The organism is Dokdonia ponticola (genome assembly GCF_042653865.1).
Taxonomy (GTDB): domain Bacteria; phylum Bacteroidota; class Bacteroidia; order Flavobacteriales; family Flavobacteriaceae; genus Dokdonia; species Dokdonia ponticola.
Window position 1 is genome coordinate 100,535 of the sequence record NZ_JBHSFV010000003.1, and the last position, 26,628, is coordinate 127,162.

18 protein-coding genes are annotated in these 26,628 nt (G+C 38.0%); 11 read left to right on the top strand and 7 right to left on the bottom strand.

Features of this window, described 5'->3' with window-relative positions:
* Window positions 1-205 precede the first annotated feature (205 nt).
* The 4 genes from ACFO3O_RS06815 to ACFO3O_RS06830 all read left to right on the top strand — a co-directional run bounded on the left by ACFO3O_RS06815 (window position 206) and on the right by ACFO3O_RS06830 (window position 7,171).
* A complete protein-coding gene (locus ACFO3O_RS06815) occupies window positions 206-1,669 on the top strand; it encodes a DUF1800 domain-containing protein (RefSeq protein WP_379977825.1) in 1,464 nt (487 codons plus the stop codon).
* A gap of 8 nt (window positions 1,670-1,677) precedes the next feature.
* Entirely contained in the window at window positions 1,678-3,330 is a 1,653-nt protein-coding gene (locus ACFO3O_RS06820; RefSeq protein WP_379977826.1) for a DUF1501 domain-containing protein, read from the top strand.
* Between the two features lie 253 nt (window positions 3,331-3,583).
* Window positions 3,584-5,653: a methionine--tRNA ligase gene (gene metG, locus ACFO3O_RS06825; RefSeq protein ID WP_379977827.1), complete on the top strand. Its 2,070-nt coding sequence runs from the start codon at window positions 3,584-3,586 to the stop codon at window positions 5,651-5,653.
* A 63-nt stretch (window positions 5,654-5,716) separates the two neighbouring features.
* Window positions 5,717-7,171 (top strand): hypothetical protein, encoded by a 1,455-nt coding sequence (locus ACFO3O_RS06830; RefSeq protein WP_379977828.1) that lies wholly within the window; start codon window positions 5,717-5,719, stop codon window positions 7,169-7,171.
* 10 nt (window positions 7,172-7,181) lie between these two features.
* Here the strand turns inward: ACFO3O_RS06830 and ACFO3O_RS06835 are convergent, their stop codons facing one another.
* Together ACFO3O_RS06835 and ACFO3O_RS06840 are read right to left on the bottom strand one after the other, a co-directional pair.
* A complete protein-coding gene (locus ACFO3O_RS06835) occupies window positions 7,182-8,288 on the bottom strand; it encodes a serine hydrolase domain-containing protein (RefSeq protein ID WP_379977829.1) in 1,107 nt (368 codons plus the stop codon).
* Between the two features lie 90 nt (window positions 8,289-8,378).
* Entirely contained in the window at window positions 8,379-9,176 is a 798-nt protein-coding gene (locus ACFO3O_RS06840) for a LytTR family DNA-binding domain-containing protein (protein WP_379977830.1), read from the bottom strand.
* A gap of 86 nt (window positions 9,177-9,262) precedes the next feature.
* Between ACFO3O_RS06840 and ACFO3O_RS06845 the strand changes: the two genes are divergently transcribed.
* The 4 genes from ACFO3O_RS06845 to ACFO3O_RS06860 all read left to right on the top strand — a co-directional run bounded on the left by ACFO3O_RS06845 (window position 9,263) and on the right by ACFO3O_RS06860 (window position 14,969).
* Window positions 9,263-11,392 (top strand): Tex family protein, encoded by a 2,130-nt coding sequence (locus tag ACFO3O_RS06845; protein WP_379977831.1) that lies wholly within the window; start codon window positions 9,263-9,265, stop codon window positions 11,390-11,392.
* A 22-nt stretch (window positions 11,393-11,414) separates the two neighbouring features.
* Window positions 11,415-12,854, top strand: a complete 1,440-nt coding sequence (locus tag ACFO3O_RS06850; protein WP_379977832.1) for a hypothetical protein — start codon at window positions 11,415-11,417, stop codon at window positions 12,852-12,854.
* A gap of 3 nt (window positions 12,855-12,857) precedes the next feature.
* Entirely contained in the window at window positions 12,858-13,760 is a 903-nt protein-coding gene (locus ACFO3O_RS06855) for a histone deacetylase family protein (protein ID WP_379977833.1), read from the top strand.
* 63 nt (window positions 13,761-13,823) lie between these two features.
* Window positions 13,824-14,969, top strand: coding sequence for a lycopene cyclase family protein (locus ACFO3O_RS06860; protein ID WP_379977834.1), 1,146 nt, complete (start codon window positions 13,824-13,826; stop codon window positions 14,967-14,969).
* Here the strand turns inward: ACFO3O_RS06860 and ACFO3O_RS06865 are convergent.
* From ACFO3O_RS06865 to ACFO3O_RS06875, 3 genes are all read right to left on the bottom strand, one after another.
* Window positions 14,950-15,435 (bottom strand): hypothetical protein, encoded by a 486-nt coding sequence (locus tag ACFO3O_RS06865; RefSeq protein ID WP_379977835.1) that lies wholly within the window; start codon window positions 15,433-15,435, stop codon window positions 14,950-14,952. The genes ACFO3O_RS06860 and ACFO3O_RS06865 overlap by 20 nt on opposite strands.
* 2 nt (window positions 15,436-15,437) lie before the next feature.
* Window positions 15,438-15,974, bottom strand: a complete 537-nt coding sequence (locus ACFO3O_RS06870) for a DUF6933 domain-containing protein (RefSeq protein ID WP_379977836.1) — start codon at window positions 15,972-15,974, stop codon at window positions 15,438-15,440.
* Window positions 15,975-16,233: 259 nt separating this feature from the next.
* A complete protein-coding gene (locus ACFO3O_RS06875; RefSeq protein ID WP_379977837.1) occupies window positions 16,234-16,986 on the bottom strand; it encodes a TerB family tellurite resistance protein in 753 nt (250 codons plus the stop codon).
* Window positions 16,987-17,172: 186 nt separating this feature from the next.
* Here ACFO3O_RS06875 and ACFO3O_RS06880 point away from each other — a divergent pair, with 186 nt between their 5' ends.
* From ACFO3O_RS06880 to ACFO3O_RS06890, 3 genes are all read left to right on the top strand, one after another.
* Complete coding sequence (locus ACFO3O_RS06880) at window positions 17,173-17,583, top strand: BrxA/BrxB family bacilliredoxin (RefSeq protein WP_379977838.1); 411 nt, start codon at window positions 17,173-17,175, stop codon at window positions 17,581-17,583.
* A gap of 116 nt (window positions 17,584-17,699) precedes the next feature.
* Window positions 17,700-18,467 (top strand): lysophospholipid acyltransferase family protein, encoded by a 768-nt coding sequence (locus tag ACFO3O_RS06885; protein WP_379977839.1) that lies wholly within the window; start codon window positions 17,700-17,702, stop codon window positions 18,465-18,467.
* Window positions 18,468-18,480: 13 nt separating this feature from the next.
* Window positions 18,481-19,134, top strand: coding sequence for an HD domain-containing protein (locus ACFO3O_RS06890; protein WP_379977840.1), 654 nt, complete (start codon window positions 18,481-18,483; stop codon window positions 19,132-19,134).
* A gap of 46 nt (window positions 19,135-19,180) precedes the next feature.
* Here the strand turns inward: ACFO3O_RS06890 and ACFO3O_RS06895 are convergent, their stop codons facing one another.
* A complete protein-coding gene (locus tag ACFO3O_RS06895; RefSeq protein WP_379977841.1) occupies window positions 19,181-21,616 on the bottom strand; it encodes a carboxypeptidase-like regulatory domain-containing protein in 2,436 nt (811 codons plus the stop codon).
* Between the two features lie 392 nt (window positions 21,617-22,008).
* Window positions 22,009-26,625, bottom strand: coding sequence for a TonB-dependent receptor plug domain-containing protein (locus ACFO3O_RS06900; RefSeq protein ID WP_379977842.1), 4,617 nt, complete (start codon window positions 26,623-26,625; stop codon window positions 22,009-22,011).
* Window positions 26,626-26,628: the final 3 nt, after the last annotated feature.

The window sequence follows — 26,628 nt, forward strand, 5'->3', positions numbered from 1 at the left end:
CGCTAAGAAAAATAATTTGAGGTATAGTGGCATCTAAAAAGGTTCTATATGGCGTATATAAAAAAGGTTGGTGTAACCAGATGATGGTTGCACACGTCATAGAATAAGAAATCATTAAACTATTTCGTTTTTAACCTGTCAAATGTTAACAAATTGTTTGTTTATAACGTTTTGCCTATTTTTAAAGTAACCTAATCCCTCTCTCATGGAAATTCTTACTTCTTGTAACCTCGCTTCCATTGCACCGTATACTCCTGAAGACACAAATCCTTGGGATATCCAAAAAGCAAAACACGTCTACAGAAGACTTCATTATGGAGCTACGGATGCCACATTAAATATTGCTGTTTTAGAAAGTCCAAGTGAACTCATAGATACACTCATCCAAGAAGCAATAGGAACGCCTGCACCACCACAACCTGAATGGGGATTTTGGAATTTTAATGACTACACCAATTATAATGAGCAAAATAATGCTCAAATTAATGAGTGGTATAATCAAACCTCTTTAGAGTTTATCAATGGAAATCTAAAGAATCGCTTAGCTTTTTTCTGGTTGAATCATTTTGTAACACAATTAGAAACCTATTTTTATGCCCCCTATTTATATCAATATTGGGACTTAATGCATACACATGCACTAGGTAATTTTAAAGATTTTGTGAGTGCCGTTGGAACATCTTCTGCCATGTTGCTGTTTTTAAATGGGTTTGAAAATACCAATAATAGTCCTAATGAAAATTATGCGCGCGAACTTTTTGAGCTTTTTACCTTAGGTCTAAACAATGGATATACCCAAACTGACATCGAAGAAACCTCTAGAGCGCTCACTGGGTATAATCATTTTGGAGACGGTGTAACTGGAAACCCTATCATTTTTGACGCATCTACTTTTGACAATTCAAACAAAGTTATTTTTGAACAAGAAGGGCCTTGGAACTATGATGATGTGATTACTATTCTTTTTGAACAAAAAGCAGCATTAATTGCACCATTTATATGTGAAAAACTGTACAATTATTTTGTGAGCCCAGACACCAATCAAGAGATTGTCAATGCTATGGCAACCACATTTCTTGCCAATGATTTTGAAATAGTGCCTGTCTTGGAGCAATTATTTAAAAGCGAACACTTTTTTGATCTTGATGCTTCTGGACTCATTATTAAAAGTCCTTATGATCTTACTACAACCTTTCTAAGAGAAACCGGTTTTCAGTATAATAATACAGAGAATCAGTTTTCTAGTTTTATTGTTTATCTCAATGAAATTACAGGGCAGAATATTTTTCAACCAGTAGATGTTGCGGGATGGCAACGCAATCGTGACTGGATCAATAGCAGTACCCTAGCGGGTCGATGGGAAGGGATAAAGATCTTGCTCTGGAATCATTGGAATGTTGACCAAGAACAGTTTCGAGATTTTGCGATTAACCTCTCTGGTGACAGTAATGACCCAGCGTTTATCACTCAATCTATTATAGACTTTTTAATGTCAAGACCATTACATACCGCAACAGATTATGACAATGCCACTTCCATCTTTCGATGGGAAATTCCAGACAATTACTACGACGATGGTTTGTGGAACTTAGGATGGGATTCGGCTCCTTACCAAGTTCTTTTACTTTTATTCCATATCATTAGAATGCCTGAATTTCAACTTAAATAGCCTGTATTATGTGTAATCACAACCCCCATTTAAAAGACAACGCACAAAAAGGGCAAAAAGCATCTAAAGGCCCTTCTGCAAAAATCACCGATCAACACCATGATCAAGAACATACAACTTGGAGCAGACGTTCCTTCATGCAAGCCCTCGGACTTGTAGGGACAGGATCTATTGTTGTGGGAGGTACCAACCTCTCTGCGGCGTCACCTTCTAGGTTAACCACAGCACTTGCCAATGCAGATAGTGATCGTATTCTTGTTTTAATACGCCTTAAGGGAGGAAATGACGGTCTCAATACGATTGTGCCGATGTACGATTATGACTTCTACGCACAAAGCAGACCTACTATTCGCTATCAGGAAAATGATCTCTATAACCTATCGCCAGATTTTGGCATTCCTCCTTCTATGGATCCTTTACAATCCTTATGGGGCAATGGACAGATGAAAGTAGTACACGGGGTTGGGTATCCAGACTCAAGTCTTTCTCATTTTAGAGGATCTGATATTTGGGCATCGGCACAACCTGATGAGATTGATGATACGGGTGTTTTTGGACGTTATTTTGAAGACTTATATCCCGACTTTCTCATTAATCCACCTGATGTACCACCTGCCATTCAGATTGGAAGTAGTGGAAATTTAATTTTTGATGGTGATGAAGCGGGCTATGCCTTTTCTGTCGCCAACCCACAACAACTCGAAGACATTGCTGAAAATGGTGTGTTACATGATGTCACTAATATTCCTGATTGTACCTTTGGGGATCAATTAGGGTTTATGCGAAGTGTGATCAACACCTCATTTACCTATGCAAGTACGATTAATGAAGCGTATGAAAATGCAAGTAACGCAGTAGAATATGGTGCTGGACAATTGGCAAAACAACTCGCGATTGTCGCAAGAATGATTAAAGGAGGACTAGGCACACAAGTATATTTGGTAACGCTAGGAAGTTTTGATACCCACGCCAATCAACTGGAAGAGCACGCCGAACTCCTAAGTGATCTTTCGGCCTCCGTAAAGAACTTTTACGACGACCTCAATAGTGTTGGGATGGGCGAAAACGTACTCTCTATGACCTTCTCAGAATTTGGACGTCGTATTTATGAAAACGGCTCCAATGGCACCGATCACGGAACAGCATCACCTATTTTGATGTTTGGCGACGGACTCAATGACCAAGGGTTTGTGGGTACACATCCCGATATTCAAGACCCCGACCCCACAGGAAATCCTGCTTTTACGACCGACTTTAGACAAGTGTATGCCACCGTATTAAAACAGTGGTTGTGTATTGATGAAAGCCTTGTTGACCAAATCTTATTCGGGCAAACGTATGAACCGTTGGATTTAGGGTTTAATTGTAATGCTTTAGGGATTACAGATGTTGCAAATACTAGTGGTTTCCAGCATTTAGCCACCTATCAGGGCGATCAAACCTTTATTGAATTTACCATGCCTACTACGGCAAGAGTGACGGTTTCTTTATTCAATTTATTAGGACAGGAAGTAGGCAAGCTTAAAGACGAATATACCTTTGAAGGGCCACAACGTCTCAATGTCAAACAATCGATACGCACACGTTTACGAACTGGGCAATATGTCTATCGTATTTCTTTCAATGGGAAAAGTTATAGTAAATCGATTTTGGTAAGGTAAGAGCCCCCTCTGCCTTCGGCATCTCCCCCAAAAGGGGAAAAGGCTATAGTAATTAACTTTTTTAGGGAAAAGTTATATCGAAATCACACTCATTTTGGGATTTCATTCTGTATCCGCTCCTGTCTGCCGGCAGGCAGGTTCGCGAAAGCGCACCCAAAATCCATCAAACTAGCAAAGGCAGCATTCATTTATACCTTGTGATGCTTTCTTACCCGTTTGTTTTCTTATTTTTGTGCCTTTAAAATTATAGTTAATGTCTCAACGATATACCATTACCGCTGCGTTACCGTATACCAACGGTCCCATTCATATAGGTCACCTTGCAGGTGTTTATGTTCCTGCCGATATTTATGCACGCTACCTGCGTATGCAAGGCGCCGATGTTGCGTTTGTCTGCGGAAGTGATGAGCACGGAGTCCCCATTACCATCAAAGCCAAAAAAGAAGGGGTAACGCCTCAGGACATCGTTGATAAATATCATGCAATTATCAAGCAATCCTTTCTTGATTTTGGGATTACCTTTGATAATTACTCGCGCACGACGGCAAAGATTCATCATGAGACCGCATCCGATTTTTTTAAGACCATGTATGATCAAGGCAAGTTTCTAGAAGAAACCAATGCCCAATTATACGATGCCGAAGCCAAGCAGTTTTTAGCCGATCGATTTGTGACAGGTACCTGTCCAAAATGTGGGTTTGAAGAAGCCTATGGTGATCAGTGTGAAAATTGCGGGACGTCCCATAATGCTACCGATTTAATCAATCCTAAAAGTGCGATTACAGGTGCCGTACCTACGCTAAAAGAAACCAAACACTGGTTTTTGCCCCTCGATCAATATGATGCGTTTTTTAAAGAATGGATCTTAAAAGGACATAAAAAAGATTGGAAAAGTAATGTCTATGGGCAATGTAAATCATGGATCGACGACGGTTTACGTCCGCGTGCGGTGACCCGTGATCTGGACTGGGGAATTCCTGTGCCTGTTGAAGGTGCCGATGGAAAAGTATTGTACGTTTGGTTTGACGCGCCTATCGGGTATATTTCTGCGACCAAAGAATGGGCGGCGCGTGAAGGAAAAGACTGGGAACCGTATTGGAAAGACGAAAACACCAAACTGATTCATTTTATTGGGAAGGATAATATCGTGTTTCACTGTATTATTTTCCCTGCGATGCTCAAAGGGCATGGTGAGTATATTTTACCTGATAATGTCCCCGCCAATGAGTTTTTAAACCTAGAAGGAAATAAACTGTCGACTTCCAAAAATTGGGCGGTTTGGTTACACGAATATTTAGAAGATTTTCCTGGCAAACAAGACGTATTACGTTATGTTCTGACGGCAAATGCACCCGAAGGAAAAGACAATGACTTTACGTGGAAGGATTTTCAGCAACGTAACAAAAGTGAGTTGTCAGATGTTTACGGTAATTTCATTAACCGCGTAGCGGTGTTGACTAATAAATATTACGACGGGATCGTACCGACACCGAATACTTTTAACGAACTTGATCTAAAGACATTAGAAGAGGTAAGAGCCTATCCTTCTGTTATTGGAAGTAGTGTGGAGAAATACCGCTTTCGCGAAAGCTTAACCAGCCTTATGAACCTAGCACGCCTAGGAAATAAATACTTGGCGGATGAAGAACCTTGGAAAACCATTAAAACCGATGAAGAGCGCACTAAAACAGTGATGTATGTGGCTCTTCAAATCGCCACTGCACTTTCTGTGCTCAGCGAACCATTTTTACCCTTTACAAGTGCCACGCTTAAAGATATTTTAAATGTCAGTTCGAGCACAGTCGAGAACACGCTGGGTTGGAATGATGTAACAACTAAAGAAGTACTCATAGCGCCTGGACATAAAATCATTGAGAAAGCACCGCTTTTATTTTCAAGAATAGAAGACGCCGACATCCAAAAACAATTAGATAAATTGGAAGCTAGTAAAAAAGCAAACGAAGCAGAAAATGCCGTTGCCGAGCCTCAAAAAGAGACCATAGGTTTTGAAGATTTTACAAAAATAGATATGCGTGTCGGTACCATCTTGGAAGCCGAAAAAATGCCGAAAACCAAAAAGCTTTTAAAGCTCACCGTAGATACGGGTATTGACGTACGCACCATTGTTTCTGGGATTGCAGAGAGTTTTACAGCTGAGGAAGTTATTGGTAAAAAAGTAACCGTATTGGTCAACCTAGCGTCACGTGCGTTACGTGGGGTAGAAAGCCAAGGCATGATCCTTATGACCGAAGATACTGATGGGAAATTAGTGTTTTTAAATCCAGATACGAATGGGGTGAAGAATGGGGAGACAATAAATTAAAACCATATTGTAACAATTTTACCAATAAAAGCACACGTGTAATAATAACGCGAACTATCCTTTATGAAATCCATTTTTTGTTGTTTTCTAATTTTTATAACTTCATTTGTATATAGTCAAAAACCCATTTTAGACTTTAAAAATCTCGATTTTAAAAGAAGCATTAGAAATGTAGAGAACTATTCTTTAGCAGACAGCAAAACGAATAATTTAGCTATCATCTTAGGTCAAAAAGAAAAAATTTCTGGGTATTTGTATGATTCTGATTTTCGAAAAATTGGTGAAGCTTCTGGAGATCGTCTTAAGAGAAAATACAAAGAAACCATAGGGTATATTGTAACTAATGAAACTACGTATACCCTAGTGTATGGAACAAGCTCTCGCAAAAAATTTGGATACCTCTCCATAGATCTAAAAAATGGTGAAATTACCTCTAACGAAATTGAGTTTGAATTTGACAATGAGAAATATCTAGAAACGATCCTTTTTGAGAATAGAATGATCATGATGAGCGCAACAAAACAGAATGCACTTACTTTAAGAGAATTTACATCAGATTTTACATTCAAAACCATTGCAACTTTTCAGTTTGACGCTGAAGATAAAGAACAACAGTTACTAGAAAGAGGTTTTGGATTTAACCTTTTTGATTATTCTAATACTACAGGAGGAATTACCAAAATAGATAATCGTGTTCCAAATACGATAGAGCGTTCTTCAAACGAAAACAAACTATATCATCAAGGGAATAAGGTATATATTACATTTGAAGATGAAGAATCTCAAACAATTCTCAATATTCTTGATCTTTCAACTTTAAAGTTAACCACTAATAAATTATCATATCCTAAGGGAAAAATTGACGAATTTAAAAACTTCAATTCGTTTATTCATGGCGAGAACTTTTTCCATATAGCGAGTTCTCGTGATGAAATGATATTTCAAGTGAAGAATTTTGACAACGAAATACTCAAGGAGTTTTATGTAGCACAAGAAGACAGTATTGAGTTTAAAAATTCGACTATCATTCAAGACGGATCTGCGTATCGAAATAAAAAAAGAAATCTTAGTACAACAAAACAATACTTACGGAAAATTACAAGTGGTGATATTGGTGTTTCTATTCATCAAGAAAACGGACGATACCAAATTAGCTTAGGAAGTCACACTGTTATTAGTAATGGTGGTGGTTTTGTGGGTGCTCCCATAGGTCCTGTAGGAGGAACAACGGTTCCTATTCCTAATGGCAATAGTATTTTTGTCCCTGCTTACAATCCTACGTTTTCATCTTATGGTGGTTACGGATTTTCAAAAGCTGTTTTTATAAATAGCCTTTTTGATTCCGATTTTAATCATATCAAAGATGAAATATTTGAAAATAACATTTTTGATCGCGTAAAAGAATATCAAGATGAACTTAAATGGGATACCGCAGAAGACGTGTTTATTCATAATGGCAAAACCTACTTTAGCTATTGGAATACAAAAGAGCAACAATACTCTTTACTTGAATTTTAAGTATTATTAATCACTCCCCCAACACCTCCTTAATCCGAGAGATAAACACACCGTTACTTGTCCACGACTTCCCAAGGCGTACAATAATGAGGTCATCACTCGGAGAGACATATACTTGCTGTCCTAGAATTCCAAGAGCATAAAAATCTTCCTCGCACTTGTTGCTATACCATTGGTATTGGTAACAGTCATTTTCTTTATTGGGTGTGACTAGCTTTTCCACCCATGCTTTTGAAACAATCTGCTTGCCGTTGTACTCGCCTTTGTGGATCATGAGACGGGCAATTTTAGCCAAATCAATCGCCGTCGTATTCAAACAGCAAAAAGCTTTGGTGTTTTTATTCTTTTCATCGTCATAACTCCACGTAGCTGGGTTTTCCATGTCTAAGGGAATCCATAGTTTGGCTTCTAGGTATTTCCCCAGTTGCATTCCCGTGACACGCTCTACAGCAATACCCAGTAGCGTCGTGCATACACTTTGATATTCGTGATGTGTGCCCGGTTCGTAATTAAAGGTCATCCCTGAGATTTGCTTCAATTGCTTCTTTCCATAATATAAGCGGCTCACCTCATCAAACGGACTGCTATAACTTTCATCAAACTCCAATCCTGCCCGCATATTTAATAAATGTTCTAGGGTTAATTTTTTAAACAAAGGGTCGGCGTCGTTGAGTTCTGGAATATATCGGGTAATCGGATCCTGTACACTTTCTATTTTCCCTTCGTCTATGGCAATACCCACCAATAACGAAGTCACCGATTTAGAGACGGAGAAAATATTAGAAATCGAATCTCGTTTGTACCCTTCATAATAGTTTTCAAAGACAATTGCATCGTCTTTAATCACTAGAAATGCGGTCGTTTCTGAATAATCATCTAAAATCTTGTACATCACATATCGCTGCCCTTTTACAGAGAAACGAAGGGTATCTAATTTTTTAGCCGCATCGGTGTTGCTGCCATCTTTAAAATAGAAGGTGTTTTCTCCAGTGTTTACCTCTGTGTATGGAAAAATTTTATGATCATCAATATCCGCTTTATAATACCGAATCATACGTCCATAATGACAGGATTGTAAACACACCATAAGAAGTAAAAGAATTGCTTTTTTAATCATCACTAATTGTTTTTATAATTGATTACTGATGACAAAACTATTTTATTTCATATGTGTAAACGGAGTATATATAGGGATTGTGGCGAAGTGCTACGTATTTGTGGCGAGTTGTAATTTGCTTTTTACATCTCCTTGTAATCCTCTAGAAACAGGAATACGTGTTGTATGCCCTACATCAATAAATAGCTTTTTGTCTTCTATGTGATAGTGTCTAAAATGTATTGGGTTGATCAAAAAAGAACGATGTGTTTTAAGTAATTCTGGAAATGACTTTTCTATTTCAGAAATCGCACGTCTTACCAATTTCTTTTCAATGGCTTCTCCTTTAAAAAAATAAACTTCTACATAATTATCCGAAGATTGTACATACAAAAGTTCTTGGAAGTTAAGCTGTATAAAATCATATTGACCCTTCCCTTTGATAGTGATTTGACTTTCTAATTTTACGCGTTCTGAAAACTTCCCAAGTATAAAACGTGCAATACTAACAAACGGCAAAATGACAGTAAGTCCAGGAAGGTAGACAAATTTTGTGTATTCAAAATAAGAATAAACACCTTCTTCTTCAGGAACAACAGCAAACTTATAAAACAGGTAGTTAACGAAGGTTCCAACACCTACAACTAAAAGTAAAAAGACGCATTCATTTATTACATACCAAACCCTTTGTTTTTTTGCAATACAATACTGATATACCAAAGGAATTGCATAACAAAATCCCTCTATCAATCCATAAATAGGTAATAATATTAATTTTTCTCTGGTTGAAAATCTATGAATATCAAAAGGCTCAGAAAGGTATAAAAACACAAATACCCATATACTTACACCTATTGCAATCCAGAAATGATTCTGAATACTGTTATGAAATGGATATTGTTTTTTCATTCAAAAACTAAAATACTAAAGTCCAATATAAATAAAAGGATAAACATTAATTTTTAATTACTTTTGAATGTATTCATATAAAGAAATTGCCCTTGTTACAATACATTCAAAAACACACCCAACTCCCAGAATCAGGGATTAAAAACACCCTAAAACTTCTTGCTGAAGACTGTACGTTACCATTTATTGCACGTTATCGCAAAGAAGCTACTGGGAATCTAGATGAGGTAGAAATTGGTCAAATCATCACGTTTAAAGAGCAATTTGAAACCCTCGAAAAACGCAAAACAACCATCGTAAAAGCCCTCGAAGAACAAGGCGTATTAACAGCCGAATTACAAGCAAAAGTAAGCAGTTCTCAAGACCTTACCACACTAGAAGACCTTTATCTACCCTATAAAAAGAAGCGTAAAACCAAAGCAGAAACCGCTCGTAAAAATGGATTAGAACCACTGGCTAAAATGATCATGAGCCAGAATGCAACAAATTTAGAGGGGCTTGCACAGCGCTATACAAATTCTGAAGTTCCTTCGTATGAAGATGCTCTAGAAGGTGCCCGCCATATCATAGCCGAGTGGATTAATGAGCGCCTTGATATTCGCGCTGGCATCCGCCAACAACTAGAACGTTTTGCGCTGATAGAAACCAAGGTCATCAAGACCAAGGAAACCGATGAAAAAGCGCAGAAGTTCAGAGATTATTTTAACTGGTCTGAGTCTTTACAGCGTTGTCCCTCCCATCGATTATTGGCTATTTTGCGTGCTGAAAATGAAGGGTATATTCGTGTGAAAATCATCATAGATGATGACCGTGCTTTAGAAAAAATAGAACGCAAACTCATCCGATCTCATAACGAATGCGCTATACAGATCGAATTGGCTGTAAAAGATGCGTATAAGCGATTATTCCTTCCGTCGTTGTCTAATGAAGCGCTTTCTGAAGCCAAAAAGAAAGCCGATGAAACCGCCATTCAAGTGTTTGCCAAAAACCTCAAACAGCTCTTACTCGGTTCGCCGTTGGGTGAAAAACGAATTCTTGCCATTGACCCAGGCTTTCGAACAGGCTGTAAAGTCGTTTGCCTCGATGCACAAGGTGGTTTGTTACACAACGAGACTATCTACCCACACGCACCTAAAAACGACGATAAGGGAGCGATTAAGAAGTTAAGTTCCCTCACCGATGCGTATAAAATAGAAGCGATCGCGATTGGAAATGGTACCGCTTCTCGCGAAACCGAACGCCTTGTCAAACGCATTCATTTTAAAAACGAGATGCAAGTGTTTGTAGTAAGCGAAGCAGGCGCGTCGATTTACTCGGCTTCCAAAATTGCGAGAGATGAATTTCCTAATTACGACGTGACAGTACGAGGTGCGGTTTCGATTGGGAGACGCCTCGCCGATCCGCTAGCAGAATTGGTAAAAATTGACGCCAAATCTATTGGAGTGGGTCAATACCAACATGATGTTGATCAGACAGCCCTTAAAAATAGCTTAGATCGCGTGGTTGAAATGTGTGTAAATAGTGTAGGAGTCAATGTCAATACCGCAAGTGCACCGCTGCTGAGTTATGTATCGGGGATTGGACCCAAATTAGCTGAAGGCGTGGTACGCTTTCGCGAAAGCGAGGGTCCATTTACCTCCAGAGTTGCCATTAAAAAAGTGCCACGACTGGGCGGAAAAGCCTTTGAGCAAGCCGCCGGTTTCCTCCGAATCAAAGGCGCTAAAAACCCACTAGATGACTCCTCAGTACATCCAGAACGGTATCAACTTGTAGAAAAAATAGCCAAAGACCAGCAAATTTCTGTTGCTGAAATGATTGGGAATAGTGCGCTTTTACAAGCCATTGACCTCCAAAAATATGTGACCGAAGACGTGGGACTCCCCACCTTAACCGATATTGTCACCGAGTTAGAAAAACCTGGACTGGACATTCGGGAGAAGGCAAAGGTGTTTACCTTTAATCAAAACATCCGAACGATTGAAGACCTCCAACCCGGACAATTGCTGCCTGGCATTGTAAATAATGTGACTAATTTTGGCTGTTTTGTCGATATTGGGATTAAAGAAAGTGGCCTCATTCATATCTCAAACCTTGCCGATGGTTTTGTGTCGGATGTTTCGGCGCATGTGAGCTTGCAACAACAAATTATCGTCAAAGTGCTCGAGGTTGACATTTCGCGAAAGCGAATTCAATTAAAATTACATACCTCATCCTAACATTATTGTTTACAACACACTTATGAGACATCTTATTTTTCTTTTTTTATGTTTTTTATCCCAAATCGTCACGTGCCAAGAACCTTTTTTGACATTTGATCATACCGTAAATACGCTTGGCAAAAAACCAACACAACTTTTTTCGGCGGTTTTTCCAGAAAATGATACGTTTTTGATTTTTATAGAAGATAGCAAACAATTATCTGTGTATGAATTTGATAAAAACGGTGACGAAAAGGCACAAGGTTTTTCATTTCCTAATTTTGCAAAAAAGTATCCCAATATAGGAGGCTATACGCAGCAAAATGACATATATACATTATTTCTGTCCACTACAAATAAAAAGAAGTGGGCGATTGTGACATTAGATTTTGCCTATAAATCCTTTAGTCTTGAAGAAGTAAAACTCGATATAAAAGGAGATCGCGTTTTAGAATCTTTAACATACAACGGCAAGCACTATTTATTTACCGTACAACGAGATAGCTCTACTTTTGAGGTATATGCTATGAATCCAGAAGGAGGTGTAACAACACAAATATTCCCTTTTGAAGATGTTGAATTTGGAGAAGGAAGGCGCACTATTTCAAATGTAGATCGGTTGTTGCATGGTTCATTTACAAGAGACGCTACCATCATTGATAGTGATTCTCCTATTTCTTTAGAATCTTCAAAATCAAGAGCTAAGTTTTATCAAGATGAAGCCCTCATCACGTTTACGATTGATGCTTCAAAGAATACTACTTTTTACTTACAATTTGATTTAGAAAATAACACGTCGAGTTCGCAAACCATTTCTAAAGCGTCTTTTGATAAAGATGTGATCAGTGCGAAGTCGAATTCCTTTATTTTTGAAGACAAGCTTTTTATCTTTAAAGTTTCTTCTGATGAGATGGATTTCTCTATTTTCAATGTAGATTCTATGGAAAATCTGGCTTCTTTTTCTGCCCGAAAAGGAACGCCTATTCCCTTTAAAAATACACCTATTATTCAAGAAGGGGGACAATTAGATTCCTATCGAGAGCTCGAAAAAACGTCTAAGTTTTTACGTAAAGTAGCAAACTCAAATCCTGCTATAGCTGTTTTTAAAGAACGTGATCAATACATCATTACCCTTGGAGGTACCGAGGAAATAACTAATGGCGGCGGCGGAATGTTTATCGTGGGTGGCGGCCTTGCAGGCGCCGTGGTAAGTGGGCTTGTTACAGGAATTGCAAATGCCACTTTTTACCAATACAATGCCTATACCTATACCAAAAGTGCTCGTTTTCAAATGGTCCTAGACAGTAATTTGCAATTTGTGCCAGATGCAGAGGTCCCTCTCAATGTCTTTGATGAGATTGGTGAATTTACAGAAGAAACCTCTCCCAAAGTGCTACAAACTGTTTTTAAACTGAATGAATCGTATGTTTGGGGTGCTTTAAACCCTAAAGAGAAAACGCTTAATTTCTTTACATTTTAGAACGTGCTTAAAATCGCCTTTCATCCTATTTATAAACATCATTTACCCGACGGGCATCGATTTCCTATGGCAAAATATGATTTGCTGCCACGTCAACTTCTACATGAAGGGACTTGCACCCAAGACAATTTTTTTGAACCTACAGTCATAGACGATGTGCATGTTTTGCGTTGTCATACCCAAGACTATCTTACCAACTTGAAAGCATTAACCATTGAGCGTCGAGAAGCTCGGAAGATAGGGTTTCCTCTTTCTGAAGAGCTGGTACAACGCGAACTCATCATTGCACAGGGTACCATCTTGGGATGTGAATATGCACTAGAGCACGGCATCGCGATGAATATTGCTGGAGGCACCCACCATGCCTACACAGATCACGGAGAAGCTTTTTGCATGCTCAATGATCAGGCGATTGGGGCTCGGTATTTACAAGCACAAGGACTTGCCAAAAAAATACTCGTTGTTGATCTGGATGTGCATCAAGGGAATGGTACGGCCGAAATCTTTCAAAACGACCCTACCGTGTTTACGTTTTCAATGCATGGGAAAGCGAACTATCCGTTCAAAAAAGAAACCTCCGATCTAGATATCGCCTTAGATACGGATACCGATGATACAACCTATCTCACTATTTTAAAAGACACGCTTCCGGGGCTCATCAGCCAAGAGCAACCTGATTTTATTTTTTACCTCTCTGGGGTGGATATTTTGGCAAGTGATAAATTAGGCAAATTGGGATGTACTATTGAAGGCTGCTTAGAAAGAGATCGGTATGTATTACAAATCTGTCATGACCTACAGATCCCTGTGCAATGTAGCATGGGCGGTGGCTATTCTCCAGAGATTAAAATGATCATTGACGCCCATGCCAATACATTTCGGCAAGCGCAAGATATTTATTTTTAAAAAGTCCCTTCTCCCTTTGGGAGAGGGGATTTAGGGGTGAGGGAAAATACGTAACTTCGTATCGTGCAAACACAGTATGATTATATCATTATGGGAGGCGGTCTTTCGGGGCTTACCTTGGCGTATCGCATGGCTCAGGATGCTTTTTTTGATGCTAAATCCATTCTTATTATTGATGCCGCTGCCAAAAAAGAAAATGATCGTACTTGGTGTTTTTGGGAGTCTCAACCTGATATTTTTGAAGACATTGTTTCCCATCGCTGGTCGACCATTGGGTTTAAAAGCCCTGTATTTTCTGATGAGATTCTCATACAGCCGTATCAATATAAAAAAATTGAAGGAGATGATTTTTACGCTTTCGCGAAAGCGTACTTAGCCACAAAACCTCATATTTCCTTTTTACAAGAAACCGTCCTGTCTGTCGAAAACCAGCAACACCAAGTGGTGATTACTACAGCACAGCAAAAGCTTTTTGGAGCCAAAGTATTTAATAGCATTCTCAACTCAGAGCTGTTGGAATCGCAGTCGCAACACCAATATCTCAAACAACATTTTATAGGATGGTTTATCAAAACGGAAACACCCATTTTTGATCCTGATTGTGCTACTTTTATGGATTTTACCGTGCCACAAAAAGGGAATTGTCGGTTTATGTATGTACTACCGACTTCGCCAACCGAAGCATTATTTGAATATACCTTGTTCTCCAAGGAGCTCCTCGAAGACAGCGAATATGAAACGGCTATTCAGGAATATTTAACCAAAAAAGGCATATTGCAATATCACATTCAACGTAAAGAGCAGGGGAACATTCCAATGTCTTCCTATCGTTTTGACAAACATAACTCTAAAAATATGTTGCATATCGGGAGTGCAGGTGGCTGGACCAAAGCGAGTACGGGTTTTACGTTTAAACATACGTTAAAGAAAACCGCAGCCCTTGTTGGGTTCTTAAAAACCGAAAAGGACTTTCGACTATTTTCAAAACGCTCGCGTTTCTGGTGGTATGATTTGCTTCTCGTAGATGTGTTGTATCGTAAAAATCATTTGGGCGCTCCTATTTTTGGGGAAATGTTTAAAAATAACCCTACCGATCGTATTTTCAGATTTCTGGATGATGAAACAACCTTTAAAGAGGAGTTACAGATTATTTGGAGTCTGCCAAAAAAGGAGTTTGTGAAGGCAGTATTTAGTCGGTTGTTTGGGTAGTGGAGAATTGTTTTAAATGCATCTCTATCATTTCTTTATCACTTTTGGATTTTAAGACTAAAAGATCATGCTCTTTATGTGTTTTATAGCTAAAAACAAATTTAGTCGTGCCGCTTTGTGAAACCTCTGTAAACACGAACTTACCAAGGTTTAGATTAGTATCTAATACATTTTCGGTTATGAGCTTTCCCAACCTGTACTTTTTAATCTGAATTGTTTTAGAAAAGATATTGATCCTGATTTCTTTATAGAAAATCCATGCGGTAAATCGAAATAGGATATAAAATAGACTAACAACAACTCCTACAGTAATACCTGCTATTATGTTTACAAAAAAGGACAAAACCGCTATAAGAGCGATAGAGAATGAGCCAATTTCTCTCCAATCTAGAGGTATGCGATCATTGATAATGAGCACTCCATGATCTTCTTTTGTAATTGAAAAATATTTTTTAGGGGTATCCAAAATTACACGTTTTGTTCTGTTAACAGTTTTTTCATTTCTGAAGTTGCGTCTGTGTAGTCTGCCATTCTTCGGCTTTTTCCAATGTGAATAATAGACCTATTCATTCGACTTGTCAATTCTTTCATAGGCATCGTATCCAAACTGCCAAATTGATATTTCCAGTAGTCTAGATCATAAAGCCGTTGATTTTGATGCGCTATAGTGCTTTTATCATTATCGGTTTTCAAAAAATCAAGATGACCAACTATAGTGTCTATACGTTCAAAATCTGTCACAATTCCGTCAAAAACAAGTTGTGTATAAAAGGTGTTTTTAAAGGTCTCTTCAATCTTATCTAAATCTGATGCTTTTATATTCGTCAGGATCACATTGTATTTAGTTAATCCATTTGTGAACAGCCAACATTTTTTTCGATCTACATAAAAAACTGTTGCATTCCATTTTCCTAATAGTCCACTATCTGCGTTTTGGTCAGTTACAATGAATTTCTTGACTAATTTTTCTGATTTTTTGGTGACATGAATTTTAGTTCTTTTCAAAATAGGTGATGTAATATCAAAATTTAAGTTAAGCTAAGAAAAATTTCGCGAAAACGAACAGCATTAGAAATAACGTATGTAAAAATAGCGTACTACTCTATTTTATGATTGTAAGAAAGGTGTGAGATTCTCGTCCTCAGTAGGGGGGTCCCTCTATTATAAAGCTTTTTTGAAAGTCAAATGAGATTCCCACCTTCGTGGGAATTAAAATATTCTACCTTTGGGAGAGGGGATTTAGGGGTGAGGGCTTGTGAGGGATCTACATCCCGCGTTCTTTCTGGATGGTTTCGTAGGCCTCTTGTACTTTCCTAAACTTATCTTCGGCACCTTTTCGGTAGGCTTCGTCCATATCCATCAACTTATCGGGATGGTATTTTTTTGCCATGGTTCGAAAGGCTTTTTTGACCTCGTCGTTGGTAGCGTCTTTTTGTATTTCAAGGATTTTATAGGCACTTTCGGCACTTTTAAAGAACATTGCTTTGATGCTTTCAAAGTCTTGAAGATTAATTCTAAAATACCCCGCAATTTCTGACATGACCTTTACCTCAGGTTCGCTCACATGACCATCGGCTTGTGCAATGCCAAATAAAAAGTGTATGATTTGTAAACGTACTTCGTAGCGCGTACGCATATTTAAGTACTGACACACACGTGAAGCAGATACTTCTCGTTTTTTTATGACGTCATTAAATGTTCTAAACGTAGCATTGGCACGTTCTTTCCCGTACGCTCTTACAAAATATTGACGGGCATAGTCTAGTTCTTTTTGGCTGATGGTACCATCTGCTTTGATCACAATGGAGGCAAGTGAAAGCAAGTTCAATTCAAAATCACCTGGAGAAACAGATTGTTGAGTCGCTTGGTCAAAAACATCTTTAAAACCTCTTCTTTTTGGTCCTTCGGTTTCTGGGGATAATAACCTATCAATTAGGCTTCCTATAAGATATCCCGCAAAAGCACCAAATACACCACGTACAGCAAAACCAATGACAGCACCTATATATTTAATCATCTATTATTATCTCGTTTAAGAACCACAAAAATAAGGGTTCTGATATATATGACGTAAGGTTGTTGGGATTGTTACGCTATTTTTTTGATTTGTATTTCTAGAAGTTGCGTTGTCATAACCTGTCAAAATTTCAATTTCTTTAATAAGGAACACTTTTTGTACCTTTGCACTCAAAATAAATTGATTATGTATCCAGCAGATTTAGTAAAACCAATGCGTGAAGACCTAACCAAAAATGGCTTCACAGAATTACATACAACAGACGACGTACACGCAGCAATGAAAAAAGAAGGAACAACCCTTATGGTTGTAAATTCTGTTTGTGGTTGTGCTGCTCGTAATGCACGCCCAGCAGCCGTACATGCTATACACAATGGCAAAAAACCAGATAACATCTTTACGGTATTTGCAGGCGTAGATGGTGAAGCCACCGATCTTGCTCGTAGTTTTATGGTACCGTTTCCTCCTTCTAGTCCATCGATGGCCTTATTTAAAGACGGAGAACTTGTACACATGTTAGAACGCCATCACATTGAAGGGCGTCCAGCTGAGATGATTGCACAAAATCTTATCGAAGCTTTTGATGAGCATTGCTAATCATAAGCTGTAAAATTGACAGAAACCGTTCTCATTTAGAACGGTTTTTTTATTTTTATGCTTTCAGCACAGCTGAAGTTTATGCTGAGCTTGCCGAAGCATGAAAGCGTACACTCATGAAAAAAATAATCGCCTTTCCATTCACTATTCTCTATTACCTATTGTTTGGGGCTATGCTGGTCTTTTTTCATCCTATACAGTGGATCTGTTTACGTATTTTCGGATATGAAGCACATAAAAAAAGTGTGGATCTCCTCAACTTTTTTTTATTGCGTTGTCTCAATGTACTAGGCACTCGATTTCATTTTGAAAACCCCTATCATATTCCTTTAGATCAACCCTGCATTATTGTAGCCAATCATCAAGGCACTTATGACATTCCGCCTATGATATGGTATTTACGGCACTTGCATCCAAAGTTTATTAGCAAAAAAGAGTTAGGAAAAGGAATTCCTAGCATTTCATTTAATCTAAGGCACGGCGGATCGGCACTTATAGATCGTAAAAACAAAGTACAAGCGGTACAAGCCATAAAAGACCTTACATCCTATTTAAACACACATCATCGCTCTGTCGTGATTTTTCCTGAAGGCACTCGGAGTCGTGATGGGATTCCTATGCGATTTGCGACAGCAGGTCTTACCACCTTATTTGAAGCCATGCCTTCGGCACTTATTGTTCCTATTACGATCAACAATTCATGGAAATTAAACCGATGGGGTGGTTTTCCTATGGATCTTGGCGTGCGTATACATCATAAGGTACACGAGCCTTTTTTTGTAAAAAGCGCTCCTGTAACCGATTTAATTACAAAAGTGGAATCTGTGATTTTACAGGATTTTCCAGAAATACGAGAGCGTAGAAAAACGACATCAAAAACCTAATAAAAAATACTTCATGACCGATCAACAACTTATAGAAAATACCATTTCTTTTGTAAAGAGAACCCTTGCCAATGCAGAGGGAGGGCATGATTGGTTTCATATAGAACGGGTCTATAAAAATGCAGTTCTTATCGCTCAAGGCGAAAATGTAAACCCACTGGTTGTTGCTCTTGGTGCTTTACTGCATGACATTGCAGACTCAAAATTCTTTAACGGAGACGAAACCATCGCGCCAAAGATGGCTAGTGAGTTTTTATTGAGTCAAAATACCGATAGTGCAATCATTGAACATGTGGTACAGATTATAAAGAATATTTCTTTCAAAGGAGGGAATAAGGAGCAAACCTTCACTTCTCCAGAACTGGATGTCGTGCAGGATGCAGACCGGCTGGATGCTATAGGTGCCATTGGAATTGCAAGAACCTTTAATTATGGTGGGTTTAAAAACAGAAAAATCTATGATCCTTCTATTGCTCCAAATCTTGAAATGACTCCAGAACAATATAAAGCATCAACAGCGCCTACCATCAATCATTTTTATGAGAAATTATTACTTCTTAAAGATAAGATGAATACCAAAACAGGGCATTCTATAGCAGAAAAACGCCACCAATATATGGAGGCGTTTCTGAAACAATTTTATGCGGAGTGGGAAGGAATCGTATAGTTTTTCCCAGTTCTGTGAATTCTGTATTCGATTTCGCGAAAGCGTACTATAAAAGAATCTTCCCTAAAGTCACTTTATCAGATTGACTAAAGAGCTTTACTACTTTTACTTCTTTAGTCTCTTTTGGAGTCCCGTAATGTCTATATACTGTGTATTTTAAGAACGGAGGAAGCACATAATCCCCTGCATCTCCAAGGTATTGTACATTAATTAACCATTCTCCTTTGGGGGCATCGTCTATAATAAATTCTTCTGTTTGGAAGCCTTGTGCTAATTCTTGTTCAAGTCTTTCTTTACTTTCGTCTAATGTGTGTGCCCATTTAAAGAACTTTTTATCAGGATTTACAAACTGAAATTCAAAAGGAACCGTAGGGTCAGACCACTCAATCACCATACGAATATCTATATCAAAGTCTGTGGTTAACCATTCATTAGGTAGTCTTTCAAAATCAATTTTATCTTTATGTAAAACAACCAAATGCTTCAGCTCACTTTGTAATGGTTTTTCCAGTCCTTCAAAGTTGACTCCTTTAATTTGTTCTCCGAGCATATTGATATATAACTCTAGCGCCTGATTGTATTTTCCAACTTCTTTTTCTTGGTATATTAAGGCAAGGTCGCGGTATGATTGTGCTTCAGAAGGAGCAATTTTTAAGATTCGTTCATATACCCAAGCTGCTTTTTTAGCATCTCCTCCTACTTCGTATAAATAAGCCAGTGTACGTAACGCTTTTGTGTTGTTTCTAGAGATATAGGCAAGGTCTTCACGTACTTTATTTGCTAAATTCTTGTCTACTTTATCAAAATGTTTGGCGACATCTACATAAAACTCTAGTGGAGAAGATTGTGTTGTAGATATTTTCTTATACAGCTTAAACTGATCATTTTTATTAGGAAGTTTACGCATGCGTTCTATATACGCTGGGGTGATTTCCTCCATGTTTTTTACAGCGCTTTCAGCATAATCATTTCCTTTTACAAGGGCTGTATTTTCTTTTTTCTTTTGTGCTTTTCCGTATATCTGATCCTTTGTTTTAATAATAAAAGCACCTCCAGCGGCGAGTGTTCCATAACGTGATGTAGCAGACACCGATTTTAAAACGGATATACTTGCGATTTGCTGTACGTCTAGAAAATTAGGTACATCTTGATAAACTGCTCCATTAATCACCCAAATAGGAGGGATATTATTTGTGACAGATTGATTTCCTCCTCTAATTTTATACACGACTTCGCTTCCTGTAAAAAGACCTCCTTCTACAGTAACACCTGATACTTTACCCTGAATGAGCTGTTGTAACGTGGTTGCTCCAGCAGCAAAGTCTCTTTCGGTAAGCTCACTAACAGCATATCCTAATTTATCTTTGTTTTCTCTACCATTACTGGTCTGGATGGTATTGTCTACTCTTTTATTGCCTTCTAAAACAATCTCGCTTAATTCATCACTTTTTGAAATAATCTCAACAGTTCCTATATCTTTTCTTTCGACTAAGACTTCTTTAGAAAAGTAGCCTATTTTACTTATGACGAGAATATCTCCTAAGGCAGCCTGTATGGCAAACTTTCCTTGTCTATTTGTAGATACTTCATCAAAACTTCCTTTTTTTGTAATCACCGCATCCCCAATAGGACCACTTAAGTCTACGATTTCACCCGTTATTCCGCTTTTTACAATAGCAGCATCCAGAGGCTGAGAGGATGTATTTTCAATTTCTCCCACAGGCACATATTCACCTGAGGTGTATAGAGCAAGTTGCTTCATATACGCACCATTATCTGTTTGTGAGATACTAGCCAGTGTATATACCGGTGTTTCTTGTTGCACTTTTAGTGTTCCATAATTAGGATCTCCATTAGAAGAAAAAAGAATGGCATCTGCACCTGAAGTATCTAAGATTCCATAATTAGAAGGACCTCCGTATTCTAATGAGTTTATAAGGGTACGCAATGTTGTAAGATACCCGTCTCTAATGGTGATGACCTCCTCTTTTTGGATTTCATATCCAAAAGCAACAAATGCTATTTTTAAACTCTTATTGGCATCTACAAAACTTTCAATATAAGCTAACTCTGCTTCTACATCTCTTCCTAACATGTCCTCAGAAATGTCCCAAAAAAGTTTTACAGATTTTACGGTTTTATCAGCTTCTTGTTGGGTAGAAGGTTCTAGTTGAATGGTGCTTGATCTATTAAATAATGTGCGTACTGCTTTTGCATCAAGAGCGATGGTTTCATACCCCTCTGCACTTATAATTAACTCACTTTTATCTCCTAGAATCTCGTGATATCTGCGGTAATTAAAACGTCCTTTTTCATCTGTAATCTCACCAACTCCCTGGTCATTTACACCCACTTTTGCATTCATGATAGGTGCTTTGGTACTTGCATTTACAACTGTTCCTCTAAAAACAGTTTGTGCTCCTGCGATCGTAGTGCCAAACAGGATAAGTAATATGATGGATAGTTTGCTGTAAATTTTCATGTGATGGATACTCTTATTTTTTGATTGGGTGAAATTATAGTCTTATTTTATTTTATGAGGTTGGTTTAACCTTTTTTTATAACTCTTCTTATTTCCTTTTTGAATTAATTAACATTTTACACTCCGTAAAGGTACAAACGCTCTTATTGTTAGATTGTTAATCATCGTTAACAAACGTTAACGCCTAATGTATATCTACACCATAAGTCCTATACCTTTTGATTATGTTACAACTTTATTGAAAAAATCATAGCGTATTTCAAAAGGTATAGGACTTAGACTTCTTTTTTGATAAAATGTTTTAAAATGTTCTCACAAAAACAGCTTTTTTCTCTATAAAATAATCATGCTGTTAGGTTGTTTATGAGTACGCTTTCGCGAAAGCATAAAAATTACAACACCACTCTTCCTAGGGTCACTTTATCGGATTGTTTAAAGAGTTTCACTACCTTAATCTCTTTAGTTTCTTGAGGGGTTCCGTAGTTTTTGTAGACCGTGTACTTCATAAAAGGGGGTAATACATAATCCCCTTCATCTCCTAAATACTGAATGTTAATCAACCACTCACCTGGAGGGGCGTCATCTATGATAAACTCCTCAGATTGATATCCCTGTTCCTGCTCTTCTTCCAATCGATCTCGTGTCTCTTGAAGCGTATGTGTCCACTTAAAAAATTTCTTGTCTGGATTGACAAATTGAAACTCAAAAGGCACCGAGCGATCAGACCAATCAATCACCATTCGGATGTCAATATCAAAATCTGTACGCAACCACTCATTAGGAAAACGCTCATAATCTACCTCTGCTTTGTGTAAAGACAGTAAATGGCTTAACTCATTCTTTATAGACTTTTCCAGACCCTCAAAGTTTACCCCTTTGATCTGCTCTCCTAGCATGTTATAATACAACTCTAAAGCCTCATTGTATTTCCCAATCTCTTGGTAGATCAATGCCAAATCTCTATAGGATTGCGCCTCAGATGGGGCTAACTTTAAAATACGTTCATAAATAAGTGCTGCTTTTTCGTAATCCCCTGCTGCTTCATAGATATAACAAAGTGTACGTAAGGCCTTGGTGTTATTTCTTGAGATATACGCAAGATCTGCTCTCACCTGATCGGCCATCTCTGTATTAATCCCATCAAAATACTGGGCTACATCTACATAAAATTCTAAAGGAGATTCCTGAGTCCTAGAAATACGCTGATATAGCTCAAATTGTTCCTGTAGGTTTGGTATTTCGCGCAAGCGTAAAATATATTCTGGTAATGTAGAGGTATCTATCGTGCGTGTAGTAGCCTCTTTATAGTCATTACCACTCACTAAAGCTGACTTTTGAGCTTTCTTAGCTTTGTCTTGAAAACTAACTTCTTTGGTCTTGATTAAAAAAGCGCCTCCCGCAGCGAGCGTACCATAACGAGACGTCGCTGATGCCGATTTTAGAACTGTAATACTAGCAATTTGTTGGACATCTAAAAAATCTGGTGGATCTGGATACGGAATCCCATTGACAATCCAAATGGGCGGAATTTCATTTTCTATAGATTGATTCCCCCCTCTTATTTTATACACTACTTGGCTTCCACTATATAAGCCGCCTTCTACCGTAACACCAGAAACCTTCCCTGTGATCAATTGCTGCAAGTTGGTCGCCCCTGCACTAAAATCGTTCTCCGTAAGCTCGTCTGCTGCATAGCCTAACTTATCTTTATCTATTCGCCTACCATCACTACCTTCAATCGTATTATCTACACGCTTATCACCAGAAACAATCACTTCGTCAAGCTCATCATTCTTAGATACAAGCGTGATGATACCCATGTTCTGAGATTCCACCAATACCTCTTTGGTAAACATCCCGACCTTACTTACTACTAAGACATCTCCCAGAGAAGCCTTGATCTCAAAACTGCCTTGAGTATCTGTAAACACTTCATCAAAACTCCCTTTACGTGTAATCGTTGCATCATCTAAAAAGTCTTTGAGGTCTTTTACAATACCTGTAACAGTAAGCTTAGAAGACGGATTTAATGTATTTGTCTTTAGAGCGCTAACTTCCTCTTCATAGTCGTTACCCTCTACTAAGAGAGATGGAATAGGTTCTGTCTTACTACTTGCAAAATTGCTTGTTGTAATCTCAACAACCCCTCCTCTTCCAATAGATCCGTAACGTAATGCACCTATCGTAGATTTTATTACAGAAATACTTTCTACGCGATCTGGACTTATGAATGGTTTTGATGTATCGGGTGTAAATATAGATCCATCAATAACGATAAGCATTGGCCCATTTCTTCCAGATACAGTAAGTCCTAGTCTTGAATCTTCAACGGCTGTAATCCCTGCAAATTTTCCGTTTAATACGGTGCCTAGGTCTGGTGCACCTTGAAAAATATCTTCTCTGCGCAATACTTTTACATCATACCCTAATTTATCTTTATTTTCTTTACCCCAAGCCGTTTGTACTTTTTCTTCTTCTTTTTCTTTTCCCTTTGTATTAAGAACCACCTCATCTAATACATTGTTTTTTGGAATTAAATCAATCGTATAATTTGTCTTACCATCTACGATAAAGCTTTTAGGGTACATGCCTAGATAATAGACAATCCATTCCTCTCCTTCATTGGCAGGAAGTGTAAAACTTCCATCTGCTCTTGAGGTATATTCTTCAAAAGTTCCTTTTTTACTGATAGTCGCTCCTTGAATAGGTTTTCCAAGGCTTGTGATTGTTCCTGTAATCTGAGGTTTATTAGCAACGATATCATTAGATATAGATTTCACTTCTTCCTCATAATCATTGCCTTTTACAAGTGCAGAAGGAACAGGCGAATTCATAGTGACAAAATCTACTGTATCTATAAGAATTGCTCTTCCTATAGCACCAACGATATTTTTTTTGACAGAAATAGTAGCTATATTCTGTGGGTTTACTGCAAAAAACTGAGCCCTATCTACGGGGATTCCGTTAATAAAAAATAATGCTTTTGAATCTCTAATCCGTATATCCTCGTAGCCAGGTCTTGTATTTACCGTAACATTCGAGAATTTTCCTGTCAATCCATATGCTACACTAGCCCATGATTCAATATTATCATCTTCTCTAGTTAGTGTTTGTACATCAAAAGTTCCTAAAAAGGAATCTTTATACGTTCCTGTTTCAAGGTCGACTCTTGTATTTGAAGTTCTTTTTGTCTTTCCTGTGATTTCGATTTCGTCTAACATATCGGTCTTAGGTAATAAGTCAATCTCAATCTCTTTGGTCTCATCATCAATAACGATGAGTTTTGGATACATTCCTAAGTAATTTACCTTTATCATGTCTCCCGCAGACAAGTTTGCTGTAAAGGAACCGTCTTGCTGAGAGGTGAACTCCTCAAAAGATCCTTTTACAGAAATAGTAGCGCCTTGAATTGGTTTTCCGAGACTGGTTACTTTGCCTTTAATTTGAGTCTTTCCTGAAATTATAGCGTTTTGGTTTATACTAGGAAGGGTTTCATCATATGTGTTATTTTTAGCTAAGTATTCTTTCCTATCTTTAAATTCTTCACGACCTGTCTTTGTTGTGACAATCACCTGTAACCCTCTTTCTCCCTGACCTCCATATTTTATATTCGTTAGATCTGAATCTTTTATAATTATAGATGCAATATCGCTATCTAGAATATATAACGGCAAAGGTTCTCCTGGTCCTAATGGAAAACCATTTACAATCCATAGGGGATATTTTCCAAAGACTGTAACCGTCTCTCCATACGGTGTATATCTTACTTGAATTCCACTAAACTTTTCCCTAAGTACTGATTCTAGAGTTCTGCCGTTAGGTGTAATGTCTTTATACGTAATATAAAAATCTCCTAATCTAGTAATACCCCCCGGGATATAAGGATCTTTTATTCCTCTTATCACTTTATTTCCAACAATGACCTCTTCATATTTTTCTGTGAGTACAACCTCATCTAGCATGTCATTTTTGGGTATTAATTCTAGTTTTATATCTTGAGTATTTTCTACCAATACAATTTTAGGAAACATCCCCAAGTACCTAAAAACAAGCACATCCCCTTCTTTTGCAGGCAACTCAAAAGTTCCATCAGCTTTGGTAAGATACTCTGTGAGGTCTCCTTTCTTTATGATAGATACTTCTTGTAATGGCTTGCCTAAACTTGTTACTTTGCCTTTTATGGTCTCCCCTTCAAATACAGGTGTTCTAACCTCACTTTTCATTAAATTTCCTTTACCCGACTGTATAGGTCTATACACTCCTTGGGTGTATTGCCCAAGCAATTCTAAATAGGCTTCGTTGACTTCTATATCTTGACTTGCAATCGCATACACTGGAATATCTTGAGAAACATTCAGTGTTCCGTAATTTGGATTTCCGTTAGAACTGAGAATCACCGCATCTGCACCCGTGATATCCAGTACGTCGTAATTAGAAGGACCATTGTAGATAAGGGCTTTTACGCTTTCGCGAAAGCGGGAAATATCCCCATTCCGTATCTCCATACGCTCATCTGTACGTATCTTGTAATCAAATACAACAAGGCGCAACCTAAGGTCTTTATACATTGAAACATAGGATTGAACATACGCAATCTCTGCCGCTATATCCCGACCTTTCATGTCTTCTGAAACATCCCAAAAAACAGTCAGATTGGTCACTGTTTTATTTTCTTTTTTCTCAGAAGAAGGCTGCAATTCAATTTTACTGGATCTGTTAAATAGTTGCCGAACTTCTTTGGGACCTAACTGCAAAGACTCATACCCAGAGGCCCCCACAACAAGTTGGCTTTCTGAATTTACAATCTCATGATATTTCTTATAATTAAAAAATCCTTTTTCATTGGTGATTTCACCAACGCCTTGATTATTGATACCTACGCGTGCATTTGCAATAGGTTGTTTGGTTTCTGCATCGATCACAGTACCTCTAAAAACAGTTTGTGCTTGTACTGTTACACTTAGGAATACTATAAAAAGTATGGTGTATATTGTATAATGTTTCTTCATAAT